The sequence below is a fragment of the Bacillus timonensis genome, from assembly GCF_004799755.1.
Lineage (GTDB): Bacteria > Bacillota > Bacilli > Bacillales > Bacillaceae_L > Ferdinandcohnia > Ferdinandcohnia timonensis_A.
In genome coordinates this window covers 37836-56005 of the sequence record NZ_SLUB01000020.1, presented here as the reverse complement: position 1 = coordinate 56005, position 18170 = coordinate 37836, and the positions used below count along the sequence as shown (strand labels likewise).

Here is an 18170-nt window from a genome sequence, read left to right as displayed (position 1 = left end):
GGAAAAAGAAGTGGCGAGTGATTATATTATTGGGAAGAACCCCGTTATTGAAGCGTTAAAGTCAGAGCGGGATATCAATAAAATTTGGATAGCAGAAGGCTCGAATAGAGGTCAAATGAACCTGATTACTTCTCTTGCAAAGGAAGGAAATGTCATGGTTCAATTTGTTCCGAAAAAGAAGATTGACCAAATGGTTGAAGGGAATCACCAAGGAGTTGTCGCGCAGGTAGCTGCGTATGAGTATGCTGAGGTGGATGATATTCTCGCTTTAGCAGAGAAACGAAATGAAGCACCATTTATCATTCTGTTGGATGAATTAGAAGATCCACATAATCTTGGTTCCATTCTTCGTACGGCAGATGCAGTTGGAGCACATGGGGTAATAATCCCGAAGAGAAGAGCAGTTGGATTAACCGCAACCGTAGCGAAGGCTTCAACGGGAGCAATTGAATATATACCAGTTGCGCGTGTAACAAATTTAGCGAGAACGATTGATGAGTTAAAGGACCGTGGTGTATGGATTGTTGGAACAGATGCGAAAGGAAAAGAGGATTATCGAAATATCGATGGTAAAATGTCAATTGGCTTGGTTATTGGCAGTGAAGGTAAAGGCATGGGACGCCTTGTAAAGGAAAAATGCGATTTTCTGTTAAGACTACCGATGCAAGGGAAAGTAACCTCTTTAAATGCTTCAGTTGCAGCAAGTCTATTAATGTATGAGGTATATCGTAAGCGGAATCCGTTAGGAGAATAAAACATGGATATCCTGCTGGTAGATGGCTACAACATTATTGGTGCATGGCCAGAATTACGTGTTCTTAAAACCAAGGATTTTTCTGCGGCGCGTGATTTATTAATTGAAAAGATGGCTGAATATCAGGCGTATACAGGATATAAGGTGATTGTCGTTTTTGATGCACACCTCGTACCGGGAATTGAAACCAAAATGAAAAGCCGAAAAGTAGAAGTCATTTTTACTCGTGAAAATGAAACGGCCGATGAACGAATCGAAAAGCTTGCTCAACAATTAAACAATATCAAAACGCAAATCCACGTAGCCACCTCGGATTATACAGAGCAATGGCAAATTTTCGGACAAGGGGCCTTACGGAAATCAGCAAGGGAATTATTAACCGAAATGGAAGTCGTGGAATCCGGAATTAAAAAGGATGTAAAGAAAACCTATCAAGAAAAAAGTGTTTCAAAAATTCCACTTTCCGACGAAGTGGCAGAAATTTTTGAAAAATGGCGTCGTGGACAGCGATGAGCGGTTGACGCTTGGAAAAGCACTCCTGTATAATATTTCTAGATAAAGAATTTTATGAACATTATGTTTTACGAATTTTGGTAGGAAACAACTTCTAAGGTAGGTCGGAGGGATCGGTGTGAGTTCAAGCTTCGATGATTATGGCAACAGGTTATATTATGACCGACTAGAGGATGAGGAAGTCGTGGAATTGGTCCATGCTGGAGAAAGTGAGGCTTTGGACTATTTAATCAATAAGTATAAAAATTTTGTACGTGCAAAAGCCAGATCCTATTTTTTAATTGGGGCGGATCGTGAGGATATTGTTCAGGAAGGTATGATCGGGTTATATAAAGCGATACGTGACTTTAAGGAGGACAAGCTTTCTTCGTTTAAAGCGTTTGCGGAGCTATGTATTACACGTCAAATTATCACTGCGATTAAAACAGCAACTAGACAAAAGCATATTCCTCTAAACTCTTATGTTTCGTTGGACAAGCCGATATATGATGAAGAATCTGACCGTACATTAATGGATGTCATATCAGGAGCAAAGATTCTCGATCCTGAGGAATTAATCATCAACAGGGAAAAGTTTGATGACATTGAATTAAAAATGGCAGAGCTTTTAAGTGATTTGGAACGGAAGGTATTGTCCTTATATTTGGACGGAAGATCCTATCAGGAGATATCAGAGGATTTAAACCGGCATGTAAAGTCAATCGATAATGCACTCCAGCGTGTAAAGCGTAAGTTAGAACGGTATTTAGAAATTCAAGAAATTAAGTTATAATCCGTTTCAACCATTATTTACAGGTAGGGGCTAGTATTGACATACAAATCAAGGCTATGTTACATTTTTAAGGAAATTGAGACTTTTTTCATAAAATAGGATGCAAGTAGCATTTTACATGGTAGGTGATAAAATGCGAAAAAAAGTAATTTTAGCCTGTGTGGAATGTGGGAGTAGAAATTACTCCACTATGAAGAATAGCACTTCAGCTGAACGACTTGAAATGAAGAAGTTTTGTAAGACTTGCAATTCTCACACGAATCATCGTGAAACGAAATAGATCGCAGACAGTGTTGATAAAGTTGGAGGTTACATGGATGAAGCGCATAACCAAGTTTTTTCGTGAAGTAGTTCGAGAAATGAAGAAAACAAGCTGGCCAAAAAGAAAGGAACTTACACGCTATACAATTGTTACATTAACAACTGTAATCTTTGTATCTGTGTTTTTTGCTGTGATTGACCTAGGAATTTCCGAATTAATTCGTTTAGTACTTGAATAAACACTGTATACTCATGGTATAATGATGGATAGAGAATAAAGAATCTTTTACGAAAAAGCCCGGGTACGGGTTTTTTTAATTGCAAAAAAATTAATTGTCAAAACTATGTTTAAGCCTAGGTTATTCAACTATTTGAAACATGAATGAGGAAAACTAGCTTCCTAACATATTTCATTGGCCGAGTCTACAAAATAGGAATAAGGAACTTGATTGCACAAAGGGAGGGAAGGACAAGTAGTCCTAACTTATGGAAAAGAATTGGTATGTTGTTCATACGTATTCAGGGTACGAAAATAAAGTAAAAGCAAATTTGGAAAAACGTGTTGAGTCAATGGGCATGCAAGATAAAATTTTTCGTGTTATTGTACCAGAAGACGAAGAGACAGATATTAAGAACGGTAAAAAGAAAATTATTAAAAAGAAAGTATTTCCAGGTTATGTATTAGTCGAATTAATTATGACCGATGATTCATGGTATGTCGTACGTAATACACCTGGTGTTACAGGGTTTGTTGGTTCAGCTGGTTCCGGTTCAAAACCAACACCACTTTTGCCAGAAGAAGTAACGTTCATCCTTAAGAGAATGGGGATGGATGAAAGACCAATGGAAGTTGATTTCGAATTAAAAGAAACAGTTCGTGTCAAAGAAGGTCCATTTACAAATTTCACTGGTGCAATTGAAGATCTGGATGTAGACAAGCAAAAGGTAAAAGTTCTTGTTAATATGTTTGGTCGCGAAACACCAGTTGAGTTAGACTTTACACAAATTGAAAAAATCTAGAACGAAATGCCGAAGCGCCTTGAACAGCCCCGACAAGCATAAGACGAATCACGCAGGAAATCCTGATTTCTGGAGTGATTTGGCTTATGACCTCGAGGGGCTAGGCGCTGAGGCTAGACAAAAAAGTTTAAGAAAAACTTGATATTGCAAATGAAAAGTGGTAATATTGCATAGGTCAGTATGTCTCTAAATATAGAGACTGGCTATGATAAAGTTCTTTATTGATAGGTAAAGAATAGATGAGTGGGAGGGTAAACCCCTATTACCACATCACGGACTTTAAGGAGGTGTGTCTCGTGGCTAAAAAAGTAATTAAAGAGGTTAAATTACAAATTCCAGCGGGGAAAGCAAACCCAGCACCACCAGTTGGACCAGCATTAGGTCAAGCAGGTGTTAACATCATGGGATTCTGTAAGGAGTTCAATGCACGTACAGCAGAACAAGCTGGTTTAATTATTCCTGTTGTAATCACAGTTTATGAAGATCGTTCATTTACATTTATTACAAAAACTCCTCCTGCTGCGGTTCTTTTAAAGAAAGCGGCTGGTATTGAGTCTGGTTCAGGTGAACCTAACCGTAATAAAGTTGCAACAGTTAAGCGTGATAAAGTACGCGAGATTGCAGAAACAAAAATGCCTGATTTAAATGCGGCGAACGTTGAATCTGCAATGCGTATGGTTGAAGGTACTGCTCGTAGCATGGGAATTGTTATCGAAGACTAATTCCTATTTGTTGCATGTTCAAAGGGGTTGCGGATGGAACATCTCATTTCTTTCGTTCGCAACCTTTGTTCTGTCTAGCATCAGCATGAAGATACTTGATGCTGATTGCGGGCGTGGGAGGTTATTCCGTTAAAACCACAATCGAGGAGGAAGTTATAATGGCAAAAAGAGGTAAAAAGTACGTTGAAGCTGCTAAATTAGTAGACCGTGCAAAAACTTACTCAGTTGCAGAAGCAATTGAATTAGTAAAGAAAACAAATACAGCTAAATTTGATGCAACAGTTGAAGTTGCATTCCGTTTAGGAGTGGACCCTAAGAAAGCTGACCAACAAATTCGTGGTGCAGTTGTTCTACCAAACGGCACTGGTAAAACTCAACGTGTTTTAGTTTTCGCTAAAGGTGAAAAAGCAAAAGAAGCAGAAGCTGCTGGAGCTGATTATGTTGGCGATAGCGAGTACATCACTAAAATCACTCAAGGTTGGTTTGATTTTGATGTAATCGTAGCTACTCCTGACATGATGGGTGAAGTTGGTAAACTTGGACGTGTATTAGGACCTAAAGGTTTAATGCCGAACCCTAAAACAGGAACTGTTACTTTTGACGTAACAAAAGCAGTAAATGAAATCAAAGCTGGTAAAGTTGAATACCGCATTGATAAGTCTTCGAACATTCATGTTCCAATTGGTAAGGTTTCATTCGATGACCAAAAACTAATTGAGAACTTCACTACAATTTATGAAACTATGCTTAAGGTTAAACCATCTGCAGCAAAAGGAACATACATGAGAAATATTGCTGTATCAACTACTATGGGGCCTGGCGTGAAAGTTGACGCTTCTTCATTCTAATTAGAAATAAGTGGATATTGACTTTTACGAAAGCATTTCATATAATAAATTTTGTTGTTAATAAATGAATAGCATTTGTACCGTAGACAGTAGGGGCTTTTAAAAGCTTAATTTCCTACCGAGGTGTAGTATATAAACTTGATCAATACTACCTCTATGTCTATGACATAGAGGTTTTTTAATCTGTATACGTGTTCGATTCGAACGCACTCTAACACCGAACGGTTTCAAGTGTTGCGAAATTACTCACAGGAGGTGTAGAAGAATGAGTCATGCAGTAGAACAAAAGAAACAAATCGTGACTGAAATTGCAGACAAATTACGTGCAAGTAAATCAACTGTAGTTGTAGATTATCGTGGTCTATCTGTTGCAGAAGTAACAGAGCTACGTAAACAACTTCGTGACGCAGGCATTGAATTCAAAGTGTACAAAAACACTTTAACTCGTCGTGCTGCGGAACAAGCTGAACTTGCTGGATTAAATGATGCATTAACAGGACCAAACGCAATTGCCTTCAGTAATGAAGATGTAGTTGCTCCTGCTAAAATTCTTAATGATTTTGCGAAAAAGCATGAAGCATTAGAAATTAAAGCGGGTGTAATCGAAGGAAACATTGCAACTCTTGAAGAAGTTAAAGCTCTTGCTGATCTACCATCACGCGAAGGTTTACTTTCTATGTTGCTTAGCGTACTTCAAGCTCCAATTCGCAATCTTGCACTTGCTACTAAAGCAGTTGCGGATCAAAAAGAAGAGCAAGGTGCTTAATTGTAGTAATACAAACACGCAATTCGAATTACAAATAGGATAATTAATTAAGGAGGATTTTCTAATGACTAAAGAACAAATCATTGAAGCAGTTAAAAATATGACTGTTTTAGAACTAAATGACCTAGTAAAAGCAATTGAAGAAGAATTTGGTGTAACTGCTGCTGCTCCTGTAGCTGTAGCTGCTGGTGGCGGTGCAGAAGCTGCTGCTGAGCAAACTGAATTTGATGTTGTATTAGCAGACGCTGGTGCACAAAAAATCAAAGTTATCAAAGTTGTACGTGAAATCACTGGACTTGGCTTAAAAGAAGCTAAAGAACTTGTTGACAACACTCCAAAGGCAATCAAAGAAGGCGTTTCTAAAGAGGAAGCTGAAGAAGTTAAAGCTAAACTTGAAGAAGTTGGAGCTGGCGTAGAAGTTAAGTAATAACTAATGAACGTAAGAAAAAAGCTCGCTATGAAAGCGAGCTTTTTTTAAACTAATATTGTTTTTGGAATGAGATGGGTATACTGTACATATACTCTTATGTTGGGAGATACATAAATGACCGAACATTATTATACTAGCAAACCCACGGTATCAAGCAATCGAAAAACTCAGGACTTTGTTTTAAGAGGACATACGTTTTCTTTTACAAGCGATAGCGGTGTTTTTTCAAAAAGTGAGGTTGACTTTGGGTCTAGGCTATTAATAGAGGAATTCCGTGCTCCTGAAGTTGATGGTCCGTTTTTAGATGTTGGTTGTGGGTATGGACCGATTGGTCTTGCGCTAGCAAAAGTACATAATGAACGTTCAGTTGAAATGATTGATGTGAATGAGCGTGCGATCGAGCTTGCGAAAAAGAACGCAGAAGCGAATAAAATTTCCAACGTGGACATTCACCAAAGTGATTTGTTTGCAGATGTAGAAAAACGAGGTTTTGCTGCGATCATTTCCAACCCGCCAATTCGTGCAGGAAAAAAAGTGGTTCACCACATTTTGGAAGAGAGTTATCGGTATCTAGTCCCTGGAGGAGAACTCTGGGTTGTCATCCAAAAGAAACAAGGTGCTCCTTCTGCGATTGAGAAGCTTGAGTCCGTTTTTGATGAGGTAGAGATCGTGGAAAGAAAAAAAGGCTACCATATCATTAAAGCAGTACGCGCTAGTTAGCTTAAAAAATTTGCTTGACAAAAACAAAAACATGTTGACTGCTCAAAACTCGTGTGGTAGCATTATATAATGCCGATATGTAATTTTTCCATGTATAACTAAAAAATTAAATATATGTATAAATATAGTATGTATGGAAAAACTAATAAAATCAATAGTTTGTTTTTGAAAGTGTGGTTTTCTTAGTAGAAACCCTTTTTCTTTTTGTCTATAAAAAGGGTGTTTTATAAGAAGTTAAAAACATTGTACATAAACAAAAATGATGCATGTAGGCATGAAAAGTCGAAGTGATTTAGAAATTGATAGGCTGCATTTTGTGTCCTATCATTTTGATTTGTGGTTAACATTCTTATTAATTATTTTTAGTTCAAAGATAGACTTTAATAATTAGTAAGTATTTATAATTTAGCAAGATTAATAACGCTTGATATGAGGGGTGAATGGGTTGATAGGTCAACTAGTTCAGTATGGACGACACCGCCAACGAAGAAGTTATGCTCGTATTAGTGAAGTTTTAGAATTACCAAATCTTATTGAGATTCAAACCTCTTCTTATCAGTGGTTTCTTGATGAGGGTCTTAGGGAGATGTTCCAGGATATTTCCCCAATTGAAGATTTTACAGGTAACCTATCTCTAGAGTTCATTGATTACAGTTTAGGTGAGCCAAAGTATTCCGTAGAAGAATCAAAGGAAAGAGATGTTACGTATTCAGCGCCACTTAGAGTCAAGGTGCGTTTGATCAACAAAGAAACTGGTGAAGTAAAAGATCAAGATGTATTTATGGGTGACTTCCCACTCATGACAGAAACGGGTACATTCGTTATCAATGGTGCAGAACGTGTAATTGTTTCTCAATTGGTTCGTTCGCCAAGTGTTTATTTCAGTGGTAAAGTTGATAAGAATGGAAAACGAGGCTTTACTGCAACGGTAATACCAAACCGCGGTGCATGGTTAGAATACGAAACAGATGCGAAGGATGTTGTTTACGTTCGTATTGATCGTACTCGAAAACTACCGGTAACAGTTCTTTTGCGCGCGCTTGGGTTTGGCTCTGATCAAGAAATCATCGATTTATTCGGTGAGAATGAATATTTACGTAACACACTTGAGAAGGACAACACAGAAAGCACAGAAAAGGCATTACTAGAAATATATGAGCGTCTGCGTCCAGGAGAACCACCGACAGTAGAAAACGCAAAAAGTTTATTAGAATCACGCTTTTTTGATCCGAAGCGTTACGACTTAGCAAGTGTAGGTCGTTACAAGATAAATAAAAAACTTCATATTAAGAATCGTTTGTTTAACCAACGTTTAGCGGAAACACTTGTTGATCCTGAGACAGGTGAAATCATCGTAGAAAAGGATACTCTTCTTGATCGCAGAACGCTAGATCGTATTATTCCGTACTTAGAGAATGGTATTGGCTTTAAATCACTTCAACCATCAGGCGGCGTGATTGATGAAGAAATTACCCTTCAATCTATTAAAATTTACGCGCCAAATGATCCGGATGGCGAACAAGTCATTAACGTGATAGGTAATGCCTATATTGAAGAAGGCGTTAAGAATATTACACAAGCGGATATTCTTTCTTCTATCAGTTATTTCTTTAACCTGTTACATCAAGTTGGAGATACAGATGATATTGACCATTTAGGTAACCGACGTTTACGTTCTGTTGGTGAGTTATTGCAAAACCAATTCCGAATCGGTTTATCCAGAATGGAACGTGTTGTTCGTGAGAGAATGTCAATTCAAGATACGAACACCATTACTCCACAGCAACTTATCAATATTCGTCCAGTGATTGCGTCTATTAAAGAATTCTTTGGTAGCTCACAGCTATCGCAGTTCATGGATCAAACGAATCCATTAGCAGAATTAACGCATAAACGAAGACTATCAGCATTAGGACCTGGTGGACTAACGCGTGAACGTGCAGGATTTGAAGTGCGTGACGTTCACTATTCACACTATGGTCGTATGTGTCCGATTGAAACTCCAGAAGGTCCAAATATCGGACTAATCAACTCATTATCATCCTATGCAAAAGTGAATCGATTTGGATTTATCGAAACTCCATATCGAAGAGTGGATCCTGAGACTGGTAAAGTAACAGACCGAATCGATTACTTAACAGCAGACGAAGAGGATAATTATGTTACTGCTCAGGCGAATTCTCGTTTAAGTGATGATGGTGAATTTTTAGATGAAGATGTAGTTGCTCGTTTCAAGGGTGAAAACACAGTTGTTCACCGTGACCGAATTGACTACATGGACGTATCACCGAAACAAGTTGTATCTGCAGCGACAGCTTGTATACCGTTCTTAGAAAATGATGACTCCAACCGTGCTCTAATGGGTGCGAACATGCAACGTCAAGCAGTTCCATTAATGCAACCAGAAGCTCCGCTTGTTGGTACTGGTATGGAATATGTATCTGGTAAGGACTCGGGTGCGGCCGTTATTTGTAAACACCCTGGAATTGTTGAACGTGTTGAAGCAAAACAAATTTGGGTACGTCGTTATGCAGAAGTGGATGGTCAGAAGGTAAAAGGTGACCTTGATAAATACCGTCTTCTTAAATTTATTCGTTCTAACCAAGGTACATGTTATAACCAACGTCCAATTGTTACAGAAGGTGACGAAGTTGTTAAAGGAGAAATCCTTGCAGACGGTCCTTCGATGGAAAAGGGTGAACTAGCTCTAGGGCGCAACGTTCTAGTTGGTTTCATGACTTGGGATGGTTATAACTATGAAGATGCCATCATTATGAGTGAAAGACTTGTAAAAGATGATGTGTATACTTCTATCCATATTGAAGAATATGAATCAGAATCCCGTGATACAAAATTGGGACCTGAAGAAATCACACGTGATATTCCGAACGTTGGGGAAGATGCGTTACGTAATCTTGATGAGCGTGGAATCATCCGAATTGGTGCAGAAGTAAAAGATGGCGATTTACTTGTAGGTAAGGTTACACCTAAAGGGGTTACTGAACTTACAGCTGAAGAACGACTTTTACATGCGATTTTCGGTGAAAAAGCACGTGAGGTTCGTGATACTTCTCTTCGTGTACCACATGGTGGAGAAGGGATTGTCCTTGATGTAAAAGTATTCAACCGTGAAGACGGGGATGAATTACCACCAGGAGTTAACCAGCTTGTTCGTGTTTACATTGTTCAAAAACGTAAAATTCACGAAGGCGATAAAATGGCTGGTCGTCACGGAAACAAAGGGGTAATTTCAAGAATTCTTCCTGAAGAGGATATGCCATTCCTTCCAGATGGAACGCCGATTGATATCATGTTAAACCCATTAGGGGTTCCTTCACGTATGAACATCGGTCAGGTACTAGAGTTACACTTAGGTATGGCTGCTAGACAACTTGGCATTCATGTTGCTACCCCAGTATTTGATGGTGCGACTGAAAATGATGTTTGGGATACTCTAGAAGAAGCTGGAATGTCTCGTGATGCGAAAACGGTATTATATGATGGAAGAACGGGAGAACCGTTTGACAATCGTGTATCTGTTGGTGTGATGTATATGATTAAATTAGCACACATGGTTGACGACAAACTCCATGCTCGTTCAACTGGACCTTATTCTCTTGTTACGCAACAGCCTCTTGGAGGTAAAGCACAATTCGGAGGACAACGTTTCGGTGAAATGGAAGTTTGGGCGCTTGAAGCTTATGGTGCTGCATATACACTACAAGAAATTCTAACAGTCAAATCAGACGATGTTGTTGGTCGTGTGAAGACTTACGAAGCGATTGTTAAGGGTGAAAATGTACCAGAACCTGGTGTCCCTGAATCATTTAAAGTATTAATCAAAGAACTTCAATCACTTGGTTTAGATGTGAAGATCCTTTCCGGTGATGAAGAAGAGATAGAAATGCGTGATTTAGAAGAAGATGAAGAAGCGAGTCAATCAGAGGGAATATCTCTTGATTCTGACCAAAAAATTGATTCAGAACTAGAAAAGAACGCAGTTGTTAAGGAATAGAGTTAACAAGCAAAGGTCAATTAGGGTAATCCTGTAGATCGAAAGGGAGGTAGGCCCCTTGCTAGATGTTAATAATTTTGAATACATGAGCATTGGTCTCGCTTCACCCGACAAAATCCGTTCGTGGTCTTTCGGTGAAGTGAAGAAGCCTGAAACAATTAACTATCGTACATTAAAGCCAGAAAAAGATGGTTTATTCTGTGAACGAATCTTTGGTCCTCAAAAGGACTGGGAATGTCACTGTGGTAAATACAAGCGTGTTCGCTACAAAGGTGTCGTTTGTGACCGATGCGGCGTTGAAGTAACTCGTGCAAAAGTTCGTCGTGAACGTATGGGACATATTGAACTTGCTGCACCTGTATCACATATTTGGTACTTTAAAGGAATTCCAAGCCGAATGGGACTTGTCTTAGACATGTCCCCTCGGGCTCTTGAAGAAGTTATCTATTTTGCATCCTATGTAGTAACAGAAACAGGAGATACTCCTTTAGATAAAAAGCAATTGCTTTCTGAAAAGGAATATCGCGCGTACCGTGAAAAATACGGAAACACATTCCATGCTGCGATGGGTGCTGAAGCGATTAAAAAGCTTCTTCTAGATATTGATCTAGAAAAAGAAGTTGATGGCCTGAAAGAAGAATTAAAAACTTCCCAAGGACAAAGAAGAACTCGTGCAATTAAGCGACTTGAGGTACTAGAGGCATTCCGCAACTCCGGAAATGAGCCTTCATGGATGATCCTTGATGTACTACCAGTTATTCCCCCTGAACTACGACCAATGGTTCAGCTGGATGGCGGTCGTTTTGCAACATCCGATTTAAATGATTTATATCGTCGTGTGATTAACCGTAACAATCGCTTAAAACGCCTTTTAGATCTAGGTGCTCCAAGCATTATCGTTCAGAACGAAAAACGTATGCTTCAAGAAGCGGTTGATGCGTTGATTGATAATGGACGTCGAGGAAGACCGGTTACGGGTCCTGGTAATCGTCCATTAAAATCACTTTCACATATGTTAAAAGGTAAACAAGGTCGTTTCCGTCAAAACTTATTAGGTAAACGTGTTGACTACTCTGGTCGTTCCGTTATCGTTGTAGGACCGAATCTTAAGATGTACCAATGTGGATTACCGAAGGAAATGGCATTGGAATTATTCAAACCGTTTGTAATGAAGGAGCTTGTTGAAAAAGGGCTTGCTCATAATATAAAGAGTGCAAAGCGTAAAATCGAACGTGTGCAGCCAGAGGTTTGGGATGTCCTCGAATCTGTTATTAAGGAGCATCCGGTTCTCTTAAACCGTGCACCTACATTACACCGTTTAGGGATTCAGGCATTCGAACCAACATTAGTCGAAGGGCGTGCAATTCGTCTTCACCCACTCGTATGTACTGCTTACAACGCAGACTTTGACGGTGACCAAATGGCGGTTCACGTACCACTTTCTGCTGAAGCACAGGCTGAAGCGAGATTATTAATGCTGGCAGCTCAAAATATCCTTAACCCGAAAGATGGAAAACCAGTTGTTACGCCATCACAGGACATGGTATTGGGTAACTATTACCTAACGATGGAACGTCCAGGAGCAGTTGGAGAAGGAATGGTCTTTAAGGATACAAACGAAGCTATTCTTGCGTATCAAAATGGTTATGTGCACTACCATACAAGGGTTGCGGTACATGCTGGTTCACTAAATAACGAAACATTTACTGAAGAACAAAATAATATGTTGCTTATGACAACAGTAGGTAAATTAATTTTTAACGAGATTCTTCCTAAATCGTTCCCATATATTAATGAGCCTACAAAAACAAACCTAGAAGTGAAAACACCTGAAAAGTATTTCATACCTAAAGGTGCAAATGTTAAAGAACTTATCCAAAGTCAGGAGCAAATTGAACCATTCAAGAAGAAGATTCTCGGTAATATTATTGCTGAAGTCTTCAAGCGGTTTAAAATTACTGAAACCTCAAAAATGCTTGATCGCATGAAGGATCTTGGATTTAAGCACTCAACAAAAGCAGGTATTACCGTTGGTGTGGCTGACATTGTTGTTTTAGCTGAAAAAGAAGAAATCTTAGCGCAGGCACAGGCGAAGGTTGATAATGTTCTAAAACAATTTAGACGCGGTTTAATCACGGAAGATGAGCGTTATGATCGTGTTATTTCGATTTGGAGTGCTGCAAAAGATACAATTCAAGGTAAGCTAATGGCTTCACTTGATAAGCGCAACCCAATCTTCATGATGAGTGACTCTGGTGCCCGTGGTAATGCATCCAACTTTACACAGTTAGCTGGTATGCGTGGACTAATGGCCAACCCGGCTGGACGTATCATTGAACTTCCGATTAAATCTAGCTTCCGTGAAGGTTTAACAGTGTTAGAATACTTCATTTCTACTCACGGTGCGCGTAAAGGACTTGCGGATACAGCCTTGAAGACAGCTGACTCTGGTTACTTAACAAGACGTTTAGTTGACGTTGCTCAGGACGTAATTGTACGTGAGGATGACTGTGGTACAGATCGTGGCTTGCTTGTGGGCGCGTTAAAAGAGGGAACAGAAATCATCGAACCTCTTGATGAACGTTTAAACGGCCGTTACGCAAGAAAGAAAGTGGTTCATCCTGAAACGAATGAAGTATTAGTAGCAGAAAACGAATTAATTACAGAAGATATCGCTAAAGCAATTGTTGATGCTGGTGTTGAGGAAGTTACCATTCGTTCTGCATTTACATGTAATACACGCCATGGCGTATGTAAAAAATGTTATGGACGAAATCTAGCAACAGGATCAGAAGTTGAGGTTGGTGAAGCAGTTGGTATTATCGCTGCTCAATCAATCGGTGAACCAGGTACACAGCTTACAATGCGTACGTTCCACACTGGTGGGGTTGCTGGAGACGATATTACTCAAGGTTTACCTCGTATTCAAGAACTATTTGAGGCGAGAAATCCAAAAGGTCAAGCTGTGATTACAGAAATTGCCGGTGTTGTAACGTCCATTAATGAAGTAAAAGATAGACAGCAAGAGATTGTAATTCAAGGAGAAGTAGAATCACGTTCTTACACTGCGCCTTATAGTGCTCGTTTGAAAGTCGCTGAAGGAGAGCAAGTTGAAAGTGGTCAGGTACTAACGGAAGGTTCAGTTGATCCGAAAGAATTACTAAAGGTAACAAGTACGTCTGCTGTCCAAGAATACCTCTTAAAAGAAGTTCAAAAAGTTTATCGTATGCAGGGTGTTGAAATCGGTGATAAACACGTCGAAGTAATGGTAAGACAAATGCTTCGTAAGGTTAGAGTCATTGATGCGGGTGACACAGATGTATTACCAGGTTCACTACTTGATATACATCAGTTCACTGATGCAAACACGAAGGTTCTACTGGAAGGTAAAGCACCTGCTACAGGTAGACCAGTGCTTCTTGGTATTACAAAAGCATCACTAGAAACTGATTCGTTCCTATCCGCTGCTTCATTCCAAGAGACAACACGTGTTTTAACTGATGCTGCAATTAAAGGTAAACGCGATGAGTTACTAGGATTAAAAGAGAATGTAATTATTGGTAAACTTGTTCCTGCAGGTACAGGTATGACTCGTTACCGACGAGCAGAACCTGTAGTTGTAGAGCAAGAAGACCCAGTTGGTGTTGAATAAAGGTTAGAAGAGCATATCTAAGATATTGGATGTCCACTGTGAGCAAAATAATTTTTGTTTACTTGCAGTTGACATCCTTCTCTTAGGGTGTTAATATATCTAAGGTGCTCCTTAAACCTGTTACTTTGGAGGATATATTATATGTCTTATGAAAAAGTATCACAGGCAAAGAAGATTATCATTGGTACAAAGCAAACAGTAAAAGCATTACAAACCGATATGGTATCGGAAATTGTTGTGGCAGAAGATGCAGATCGGCGTGTAATCAATAAAGTATTACAATTAGCTGAGGAACAACAAATTCCAATAACAAAGGTAGATTCGATGAAGAAGCTTGGGAAAGCTTGTGGAATCGAAGTAGGAGCTTCTACTGTGGCGATTATTAATTAAAAACTGTTTTTGTGGAGATACATCTACAAAGACTTTGTTTTTTGTAAAAAAATGAACCACCTGGATATGTGGTCTTGACGAATCAAGAAGGGAGGAAAAAATAATGCCTACAATTAACCAATTAATTCGTAAGGGTCGTGAAACTAAAGTTCAAAAGTCCGACTCTCCAGCATTAAATAAAGGTTATAACAGCTTCAAAAAGTCACAAACTAACACTACTTCACCTCAAAAGCGTGGTGTTTGTACTCGTGTTGGTACAATGACTCCGAAGAAACCGAACTCTGCATTACGTAAGTATGCGCGTGTACGTTTAACTAACGGAATTGAGGTTACTGCTTATATCCCAGGGATTGGTCACAACTTACAAGAGCACAGTGTTGTACTAATTCGTGGTGGACGTGTTAAGGACTTACCAGGGGTACGTTATCACATCGTTCGTGGTGCGCTTGATACTGCTGGTGTTAATAACCGTGCGCAAAGCCGTTCTAAATACGGTACCAAGAAACCAAAAGCAGCAAAGAAATAATAGACTAACATATTTAAGACTGAAAGGAGGAAATATCAATGCCTCGTAAAGGACCTGTTGCTAAAAGAGATGTATTACCAGATCCGATTTATAATTCAAAGCTTGTAACTCGTTTAATCAACAAAATGATGGTTGATGGAAAAAGAGGTAAATCACAAGCGATTCTATATAACGCGTTTGATTTAGTTCAACAACGTTCAGGTAAGGATGCAATGGAAGTGTTTGAACAAGCACTAAAAAACATCATGCCTGTACTAGAAGTAAGAGCACGTCGTGTAGGTGGTGCAAACTATCAAGTTCCTGTTGAAGTTCGCCCAGACCGTCGTACTACTTTAGGTTTACGTTGGTTAGTAAACTATGCTCGTCTTCGTGGTGAAAAAACGATGGAAGAGCGTTTAGCTAACGAAATCCTTGATGCAGCTAATAACTCTGGTGCATCAGTTAAGAAACGTGAAGATACACACAAAATGGCGGAAGCGAACAAAGCATTTGCTCACTACCGTTGGTAAAATAAGAGCTCTGTTAAGTAGATTAACAGAGCCATTACTACAATAAAAATTATACTTACACATAGGAAGGAGAAAGACCCAAATGGCAAGAGAGTTCTCCTTAGAAAAGACTCGTAATATCGGTATCATGGCTCACATCGATGCTGGTAAGACAACAACCACTGAGCGTATCCTTTATTACACAGGTAAAATTCACAAACTTGGTGAAACTCATGAAGGTGCGTCTCAAATGGACTGGATGGAGCAAGAACAAGAACGTGGAATCACCATTACATCTGCTGCTACAACAGCATCATGGAAGGAACACCGCGTTAACATCATTGACACACCAGGGCACGTAGACTTCACAGTTGAGGTTGAACGTTCACTTCGTGTACTTGATGGTGCAGTAACCGTTCTTGATGCTCAGTCAGGAGTTGAGCCACAAACTGAAACAGTTTGGAGACAGGCTACAACTTATGGAGTTCCACGTATTGTATTCGTAAACAAAATGGACAAGATCGGTGCTGACTTCTTATATTCTGTTGGCACACTTCGTGAGCGTCTACAAGCGAATGCACACCCTATCCAACTACCGATTGGTGCAGAAGATCAATTCACAGGTATCATTGACCTTGTTGAAATGAATGCAACTTTCTATGGTAATGACTTAGGTACTGATATCGAAGTAGGAGAGATTCCAGAAGAATATCAAGACCAAGCAAACGAATACCGCGAAAAGCTTGTAGAAGCAGTAGCGGAATTAGATGAAGACTTGATGGAAAGATACCTTGGTGGAGAAGAAATCTCTAACGAGGAATTACGTTCAGCTATTCGTGTAGCGACACTAAAGGTAGAATTCTACCCAGTATTGTGTGGAACTGCATTTAAGAATAAAGGTGTTCAAAAAGTACTTGATGCTGTTATCGACTACCTTCCAGCACCAACTGATGTAGCATCTATTCAAGGTCATGATGCTGATACAGGTGAAGAAATTGAACGTCATTCAGACGACAGTGAGCCATTCTCAGCACTTGCGTTCAAAGTAATGACCGATCCTTTTGTTGGTAAGTTAACATTCTTCCGTGTGTATTCTGGTACATTAAACTCTGGATCATACGTGAAAAACTCAACTAAAGGAAAGCGTGAGCGTATTGGACGTATCCTTCAAATGCACGCGAACCACCGCCAGGAAATTTCATCTGTATTTGCTGGTGACATCGCTGCAGCTGTAGGATTGAAAGATACTACAACTGGTGATACGTTATGTGATGAAAAGGATAATGTAATTCTTGAATCCATGACATTCCCAGAGCCAGTTATTCAACTTTCTGTTGAGCCTAAATCGAAAGCTGACCAAGACAAAATGTCTACAGCTTTACAAAAGCTTCAAGAGGAAGATCCAACATTCAGAGCGCATACTGATCAAGAAACAGGTCAAACGATCATTGCTGGTATGGGTGAGTTACACTTAGACGTCCTAGTGGATCGTATGAAGCGTGAATTCAAAGTAGAAGCAAATGTTGGTGCTCCACAAGTTGCGTACCGTGAAACTTTCCGTCAATCTGCACAGGTTGAAGGTAAATTCGCTCGTCAATCAGGTGGACGCGGACAATACGGACACGTTTGGATCGAATTCTCACCAAACGAAGAAGGAAAAGGCTTCGAATTTGAAAATGGGATTGTTGGTGGCGTAGTGCCTCGTGAATACATCCCTGCTGTCCAGGCTGGTCTAGAAGACGCTCTTGAAAGAGGGGTTCTAGCAGGTTATCCATTAGTAGACATTAAAGCTAGACTTTTCGATGGTTCTTACCATGATGTTGACTCTAGTGAAATGGCGTTTAAGATTGCTGCTTCGATGGCACTTAAAAACGCTGCTTCAAAATGTCAACCAGTTATCCTTGAGCCTGTAATGAGGGTTGAAGTTGTTATGCCTGAAGAATACTTAGGCGACATTATGGGTGGTATTACTTCTCGTCGTGGACGCGTTGAGGGTATGGAAGCTCGTGGTAACGCACAGGTAGTACGTGCTATGGTTCCACTATCTGAAATGTTTGGTTATGCTACTTCTTTACGTTCTAACACACAAGGACGTGGAGTATTTACAATGCACTTTGATCACTACGAAGAAGTACCAAAATCAATTTCTGAAGAAATTATCAAAAAAAATAAAGGTGAATAATTGATTTTCACCTGTACATCAAGTATAACTACTTATGTAGGCCTTGAAAGTGGAGGCAACTCCGCTTTCGGGATATCATACTTACTATTAAAATAACAAATACTTAAGGAG

At 39.5% G+C, this 18170-nt stretch carries 17 protein-coding genes and 1 other annotated feature; all 17 genes read left to right on the top strand.

Annotated features, from left to right (window positions below; all coding sequences use genetic code 11):
* The first annotated feature begins 10 nt into the window (after positions 1–10).
* Complete coding sequence (rlmB, locus tag E1I69_RS12455) at positions 11–754, top strand: 23S rRNA (guanosine(2251)-2'-O)-methyltransferase RlmB (protein ID WP_136379927.1); 744 nt, start codon at positions 11–13, stop codon at positions 752–754.
* Between the two features lie 3 nt (positions 755–757).
* Positions 758–1267 carry an NYN domain-containing protein gene (locus E1I69_RS12450; protein ID WP_136379926.1) on the top strand — a complete coding sequence of 170 codons (510 nt, stop codon included), beginning with the start codon at positions 758–760 and terminating at the stop codon, positions 1265–1267.
* Positions 1268–1385: 118 nt separating this feature from the next.
* Positions 1386–2039: an RNA polymerase sporulation sigma factor SigH gene (gene sigH, locus E1I69_RS12445; protein WP_058000110.1), complete on the top strand. Its 654-nt coding sequence runs from the start codon at positions 1386–1388 to the stop codon at positions 2037–2039.
* Between the two features lie 133 nt (positions 2040–2172).
* Complete coding sequence (gene rpmG / locus E1I69_RS12440) at positions 2173–2319, top strand: 50S ribosomal protein L33 (RefSeq protein WP_010284985.1); 147 nt, start codon at positions 2173–2175, stop codon at positions 2317–2319.
* 37 nt (positions 2320–2356) lie between these two features.
* A complete protein-coding gene (gene secE / locus E1I69_RS12435) occupies positions 2357–2539 on the top strand; it encodes a preprotein translocase subunit SecE (RefSeq protein WP_116354154.1) in 183 nt (60 codons plus the stop codon).
* A gap of 247 nt (positions 2540–2786) precedes the next feature.
* Positions 2787–3320, top strand: coding sequence for a transcription termination/antitermination protein NusG (gene nusG / locus E1I69_RS12430; protein WP_136379925.1), 534 nt, complete (start codon positions 2787–2789; stop codon positions 3318–3320).
* A gap of 296 nt (positions 3321–3616) precedes the next feature.
* Positions 3617–4042 (top strand): 50S ribosomal protein L11, encoded by a 426-nt coding sequence (gene rplK / locus E1I69_RS12425; RefSeq protein ID WP_010285014.1) that lies wholly within the window; start codon positions 3617–3619, stop codon positions 4040–4042.
* Between the two features lie 158 nt (positions 4043–4200).
* Positions 4201–4890 carry a 50S ribosomal protein L1 gene (gene rplA / locus E1I69_RS12420; RefSeq protein WP_136379924.1) on the top strand — a complete coding sequence of 230 codons (690 nt, stop codon included), beginning with the start codon at positions 4201–4203 and terminating at the stop codon, positions 4888–4890.
* A 62-nt stretch (positions 4891–4952) separates the two neighbouring features.
* Positions 4953–5079: a sequence feature (ribosomal protein L10 leader region), on the top strand.
* Positions 5080–5155: 76 nt separating this feature from the next.
* Positions 5156–5656: a 50S ribosomal protein L10 gene (gene rplJ / locus E1I69_RS12415; RefSeq protein ID WP_136379923.1), complete on the top strand. Its 501-nt coding sequence runs from the start codon at positions 5156–5158 to the stop codon at positions 5654–5656.
* 64 nt (positions 5657–5720) lie between these two features.
* Complete coding sequence (rplL, locus tag E1I69_RS12410; protein ID WP_136379922.1) at positions 5721–6083, top strand: 50S ribosomal protein L7/L12; 363 nt, start codon at positions 5721–5723, stop codon at positions 6081–6083.
* A gap of 117 nt (positions 6084–6200) precedes the next feature.
* Positions 6201–6806 carry a class I SAM-dependent methyltransferase gene (locus E1I69_RS12405; protein ID WP_136379921.1) on the top strand — a complete coding sequence of 202 codons (606 nt, stop codon included), beginning with the start codon at positions 6201–6203 and terminating at the stop codon, positions 6804–6806.
* A gap of 445 nt (positions 6807–7251) precedes the next feature.
* Entirely contained in the window at positions 7252–10821 is a 3570-nt protein-coding gene (gene rpoB, locus E1I69_RS12400; RefSeq protein WP_136379920.1) for a DNA-directed RNA polymerase subunit beta, read from the top strand.
* A gap of 58 nt (positions 10822–10879) precedes the next feature.
* Complete coding sequence (gene rpoC, locus E1I69_RS12395; protein WP_136379919.1) at positions 10880–14473, top strand: DNA-directed RNA polymerase subunit beta'; 3594 nt, start codon at positions 10880–10882, stop codon at positions 14471–14473.
* 141 nt (positions 14474–14614) lie between these two features.
* A complete protein-coding gene (locus tag E1I69_RS12390; RefSeq protein WP_136379918.1) occupies positions 14615–14863 on the top strand; it encodes a 50S ribosomal protein L7ae-like protein in 249 nt (82 codons plus the stop codon).
* 103 nt (positions 14864–14966) lie between these two features.
* Entirely contained in the window at positions 14967–15389 is a 423-nt protein-coding gene (rpsL, locus tag E1I69_RS12385; RefSeq protein ID WP_136379917.1) for a 30S ribosomal protein S12, read from the top strand.
* Between the two features lie 38 nt (positions 15390–15427).
* Positions 15428–15898: a 30S ribosomal protein S7 gene (gene rpsG, locus E1I69_RS12380; protein ID WP_010285031.1), complete on the top strand. Its 471-nt coding sequence runs from the start codon at positions 15428–15430 to the stop codon at positions 15896–15898.
* 82 nt (positions 15899–15980) lie between these two features.
* On the top strand, positions 15981–18059 hold the full coding sequence (gene fusA, locus E1I69_RS12375; RefSeq protein WP_136379916.1) for an elongation factor G: 2079 nt from the start codon (positions 15981–15983) through the stop codon (positions 18057–18059).
* Positions 18060–18170 lie beyond the last annotated feature (111 nt).